Genomic DNA, 5444 nt, shown 5'->3' with positions numbered 1-5444 from the left:
GGTGACCGACCAGTCCACCAGGCACGTGATGGACAAGATCGTCGACCATCTCCGCGACAAGCACATGCTGATCGTGGTCGACAACTGTGAGCACGTGATCGGGACCGTGGCCGACTTCGTTGCTGCCGTCCTCGGTGATGCGCCGGAGGTGCGGATCCTCGCCACCAGTCGTGAGCCTCTGAGTGTGCCGGGGGAGGCGGAGTACGTGCTTCCGCCTCTGACCACGCCGAGCCGGTCGACGGGAAACAGGGCGGCGGATCTCGAGCGGTTCGAAGCAGTCGGTCTGCTCGTGGACCGGGCCCGGCAGGTGGTCCCGGGGTTCGAGGTGACCGACGACAACGCCGATGCCGTTGCGCAACTGTGCATTGCACTCGACGGCGTGCCGCTCGCTCTCGAACTGGCCGCGACCCGCCTGCGTTCGTTGTCTCCGGCGCAACTCGTCGAACGACTCGACCGGCGTTTCGCGCTGCTCACCGGGGGAAGTCGCGTGGCGGTGCCGCGGCAGCAGACGTTGCGCGCCCTGATCGACTGGAGCTACGAACTGTGCTCCGATGCCGAGCGGACGTTGTGGGCGCGATTGTCGGTGTTCACCGGCAGCTTCGACCTCGAGGGCGCGGAGACCGTCTGCGCCGACGACGATCTGCCGAGCGAGCAGGTCATCGACTTGCTCGACAGGTTGATCGCGAAGTCGCTTGTGGGTGTCGACCGTTCGTCGTCGGTGTTGAGGTACTCGCAATTGGTGACCGTGCGCGAGTACGGTCACGAACTGCTCGACGCCCGCGGGGAGCGGGAGCGGTTGTACCGGCGGCATTGCGAGCACTATCTCGACCGTGCCCGTCGCTGTGCCGAGAGTTGGTACGGGCCGAGACAATCCGCCCTGTTGTCGTCGATGCGCGCCGACCACACGGATTTCATGGCAGCGCTCGACCGGTCGATCCGGGACGACGACGAACTCGCCGCGGGGGCGGCGCTCGCCGTCGCGCTGCGTTATCACTGGATCGCGGGCGGGTACCTGTCCACCGGGCGGGCCCGGCTCGAGCGGCTCCTGCAACGGCTTCCGCGTTCGAGCAGCGAGCGCGGCAACGTGCTGTGGGTGACCGCATGGACGGCCCTCATCCAGGGTGATCGCGACGGCGCGGCGGTCCACCTCGCCGAGTGTCGTTCGATCGCGGACGAATCCGGCGACGTCCGGTTGCGGGCACATTGCGATCACTGGAGTGCTCTGCGCGCACTGTTCTGCGGCGCGACGGCCCAGGCGATCGACCTCTACCTCCGTGCGGCCCGGGTGCATCGTGCGCACGGCGACCACGCCGCCCACCTGACCTGCCTGTTCCAGCTGGCGATGGCGCAGACCTACGACGGACGACTCGACGACGCCCTGGAGACGTGCGCTCATGTCGTCGACATGGCGGACCAGCACGGCGAGCGGTGGAACAAGGCCTATGCGCTCTGGGTCTCCGGGCTTGCCCACTTCCATCTCGGGCGCCTGGGCTCCGCGGTCGCAGCGGCGAACGAAGCCCTGATCATCCAGCGCGATTTCGAGGACAAGATCTGCACGGCGTTGTCGATCGAACTGCTGGCGTGGTCGGCGGGTGCCGAAGGCGACCCGGAGAAATCGGCGAGGCTGCTCGGGGCCGCACGGACGGTATGGCAGCGTCTCGGCACGACGATCGCCGCGTTCGGACCGCACATCGAGCAGGATTCGCTCGCCGCGGAACGACGCCTCCGGGACGCCGTGGACGAAGCGGCACTCTCCGGGCTGCTCGGTTCCCAGGTCGGCGCGACCATCGGCGATCTCGTGTGCAGCGCACTGGAACCGGGTGGGACCCCCGAATCCCGGACACCGCGTGCTCGGGCTGCCGCGATCTCACAGAAATCACCGTTGACGAAGCGGGAACAGGAGATCGCGGCGCTCGTCGCCGGAGGGTTGAGCAACCGTGCGATCGCCGACCGGCTCGTCATCTCCCGCCGGACCGTCGACGGTCACGTCGAGCGGATCCTCGACAAACTCGGCGTGCACTCCCGCACGCAGGTCGTGTCGTGGTTGCACGCCCACGAAGAGCGCGGAGCGTGAGCCGGCGGGGCGGTAGCCGGGTTCAGGAGTGCGTCGGGACGGACTCTCGGCGTGCCGCGGGCACCTTGGTGATCAACGTGAGTACCACCGACACCAGAGCGATGATGCCGATGGTGGTGTAGGCAAGGGTGTAGGCCTTGTCCTCGCCGATCAGCGTGGACGCAATGATCGGGCCGAGGATGCCGCCGATGCTCCAACCGATGAGCATGAGTCCGTAGATGGCACCGGCATTGCGGACCCCGAAGAAATCGCCGGCAGTGGCGGGCATGGTGCCGAAAGCACCGCCGTAGCAGAGGTAGATGATCGCGGCCAGGATCGAGAACAGCACGACACCGCCGGCGTGCGGCAACACGATCAGGCACACACCCTGCAGGACGAGCAGCGCGGTGAACGTCTTCATCCGCCCGATGCGGTCGGAGATCGCTGCCCACACGATCCGGCCGGCACCGTTGAAGATCGCGAGCGCGCCCACGAGTGCCGCCGCGCCGCTCGCGCTGAAGCCGGCGATGTCGGAAGCGCTCGGCTTGGCCTGGGAGATCAGTGAGATGCCTGCGGTGACGCACAGGGTGAGGATGGCGGTCAGGAGATACCACTGGGGCGTGCGCAGTGCCTCACCCTGGGTGTACTCCTTGCCGCCCTTCGCGCCGGCACCGGTCTTCGAAGCAGGTTCGTAACCGGGCACGGTGTACCCCTCCGGCGGATTGCGGAAGAGCGCTGCGCCGGCGAGGGACATCACGAGGTAGGCGATGCCCAGCGGCAGGAAGGCGCTCGTGGGGTCGTCGGGGTTCTGGTCGATGAGCCACTGCGCGACCGGCGAGGTGAGCACCGCACCGAACCCGAAGCCGCCCACCGCGAGCCCGGTGATGAGACCGGTCTTGTCGGGAAACCACTTCTGCAGCATGGCGATCGGGACGATGTACGCGAAGCCCAGACCGAAGCCGCTGATGACGCCGTATCCGAGGATGAGCAGCCAGTAATCGTCGGCGCCGTTGGTGAACGACGCGAGGAGAATGCCGAGGGCGTAGATGACGCCGCCGATGAGCGCGACGACGCGCGGTCCCTTCAGATCCTGCAGGCGGCCACCGAGATAGGTGCCGACGAAGATCATGCCGATGGTGACGGTGAACGGCAGTGACGCCTTGACCGTGCTGAGCTGCCAGGAGTCGGCGCTCTCGAGGGCCCCACCGAAGACCGACCATGCGTAGACCGCGCCGATCGAGAACTGCAGCAACAGACCTCCGGCGACGAGCAACCACCGGAAGCTGCCCGGAGGCTGTGCCGTCGCGGTGTCGCCGTGTGGTTCGCGCGTGGGCTTGGCGGAGTCCATGCGTTCTCCTTCGTTCTGCCCGCGAGCCGGATCTCAGCCGCGGTAGCGAACGGGTTCCCCGCGATCGACTCGTTCACGCTGGGGAACGACGGTGTATTTGGGGTCCTTCGCCGACGCGATGCCGGCCTCGTAGACGCCGAGTCGCGTGCACAGCGACCCGACCATGAGTGCGGCACCGGACACCGCCGACACCGCCCGATGGCGACGGCCGGCGAGCGCCCCGAGCGCACCGGCCACCGTCAATGCCTTGCTGGCCTTCATGAATCGCCCGGCCCGTCCTTGGTGGAGCGTCTCGGCCGACAGGCCCATGGACTTCTCCATCCGCTGCTCGAGCACGAGTTCGGCGAGCGCACCGCCGACGGCGAAGGTACGCGCCGGTCCGGCCTCGGCAAGCGGTGCGCCCAGCAGCCCGAGACCACCCGAGGCGGCCGCCGCGGACCCGCAGAACACGAAGGGAATCTCTTTGTAGGCGGAGTGCCAGGCCGGAGTTGCGGTGTCGGACAGCAGAACACCGGTGTAGGCGGCAACCGGCGGCGCCGTCAGCGCCCCTACGATCCCGGCCGGTCGGCCGAGCGCGAGCAGGAGTCGCACCGGCCCCCGCTTCCACCGGGAGGGCAGCATCTCGGCGATCTCCGCGACCGCCGCGAGACCCGCGAACGGACCGTGCAGCGACAGGATCCACGTACCGACCGACATCGGGGAGGTCGGCTTGGCGACCCGCAGCATGTTGAGGAAGCGGCTCGGTTTGCCGAGATCGTGGACGAGGGCACCGACACTCACGAGCAGCGATGCGAGCGAACCGAATCGGGCCACCCGGCGCAGTGCGGTGCGGCCCGTCAGATCGGCGCCTGCGGCGAGCAGCGAGCTGCCCGCGGCCACGCCGCCTGTGAACAGGTAGACGGCGATGTCGTGTTCCCACGGCGCCGGTTTCACGATCGGGCGCCCGTAATAGGACTCGAAGTCGGCCTCCGGCACCATCACGCGGTCTCCACCGCGACCCCCTCCGGACCGGCGGGGATTGCCCGGGCTGCCGCCGTGCTGCACCTGGGTCATCCGCGCCTCCTCAGGAACGACGCGGCGGCGCCCGCCAGCATCGCGACGGCCGCGACGGCGGCGCGCGTCCACATCTCCGGCAGATCCTTGGTCGTCACCACCGGGTCCGGGGGCAGGCCGTAGACCTCCGGTTCGTCGAGGAGCAGGAAGAAGGCGCCGGTCCCGCCGACCCCGTCCTCGGGATCGTTGCCGTAGAGCCGTGCCTCGCTCACACCGCGCTCGTGCAGGGCCGCCAGTCGCTCGGCGGCGCGGGCACGCAGTTCCTCGACGTCGCCGAACTGGATCGACTCCGTGGGGCACGCCTGCGCGCAGGACGGTGTCTGGCCGTCGGTGAGCCGGTCGTAGCAGAGCGTGCACTTCTGGGCGATACCGACCTTCGGGTCGCCCTCCGGGCCCTTGCGGCGGTCGATGACACCGTACGGGCACGCGGCCACGCAGTATCCGCAGCCGTTGCAGATGTCGTCCTGCACGACCACCGTGCCGAACTCGCTGCGGAACAGCGACCCGGTCGGGCACACGTCGAGGCAGGCCGCGTGGGTGCAGTGCTTGCACACGTCCGAGGACATCAACCACCGGAAGTCCGGCTTCTCCTCGTCCGGCCGCTCGCTCGGTGCCGCACCGACGGTCGGCATCCCCAGCGAGACCGCCGGCTTCTTCTCGGCCGGGCGCTCGATGAAGGCGACGTGCCGCCACTGGTTCGCGTTGAGCGAATGACTGTTGTCGTACGAGGTGCCGAGCATCGCGAAGGCGTTCTCGGGAACGTCGTTCCACTCCTTGCAGGCCACTTCGCAGGCCTTGCACCCGATGCACACACTGGTGTCGGTGAAGAAGCCCTTGCGAGCCGGTGGATCCTCGTATCCGGCATCGGGTGCCGGGTCGATGGGTCCGAAGAAGCTGTTGGGGCCGGTCACTCGTCCTCCTCCGGAGTGCGTCCGTCATCCGAGATCGTGACGACGGGTGGGTACACACCGTCGGTTACCCCGGCCGCCG

General features: G+C 68.4%; 4 protein-coding genes. 1 reads left to right on the top strand and 3 read right to left on the bottom strand.

All coding sequences use genetic code 11. The annotated features are described in order from the left end of the window. The coding region (locus R1101_RS0115395; RefSeq protein WP_016934285.1) for a LuxR C-terminal-related transcriptional regulator at nt 1–2074 on the top strand (2074 nt) is incomplete at its 5' end. Between the two features lie 22 nt (nt 2075–2096). On the opposite strand, the gene R1101_RS0115390 is transcribed toward R1101_RS0115395, so the two are convergent. From R1101_RS0115390 to R1101_RS0115380, 3 genes are read right to left on the bottom strand one after another with little or no spacing between them, the layout of a single operon-like run. Further along, nucleotides 2097–3401, bottom strand: coding sequence for an L-lactate MFS transporter (locus R1101_RS0115390; protein WP_016934284.1), 1305 nt, complete (start codon nt 3399–3401; stop codon nt 2097–2099). Nucleotides 3402–3434: 33 nt separating this feature from the next. Further along, a complete protein-coding gene (gene nrfD, locus R1101_RS0115385) occupies nt 3435–4454 on the bottom strand; it encodes an NrfD/PsrC family molybdoenzyme membrane anchor subunit (RefSeq protein WP_016934283.1) in 1020 nt (339 codons plus the stop codon). Further along, nucleotides 4451–5365 carry a 4Fe-4S dicluster domain-containing protein gene (locus R1101_RS0115380; protein ID WP_016934282.1) on the bottom strand — a complete coding sequence of 305 codons (915 nt, stop codon included), beginning with the start codon at nt 5363–5365 and terminating at the stop codon, nt 4451–4453. The genes nrfD and R1101_RS0115380 overlap by 4 nt, the downstream gene beginning before the upstream one ends. Nucleotides 5366–5444: the final 79 nt, after the last annotated feature.

This window comes from Rhodococcus sp. R1101, from assembly GCF_000278445.1.
Taxonomy (GTDB): domain Bacteria; phylum Actinomycetota; class Actinomycetes; order Mycobacteriales; family Mycobacteriaceae; genus Rhodococcus; species Rhodococcus gordoniae.
The sequence above is the reverse complement of the archived record's forward strand: the minus strand, read 5'-3'. Positions and strand labels throughout refer to the sequence as shown.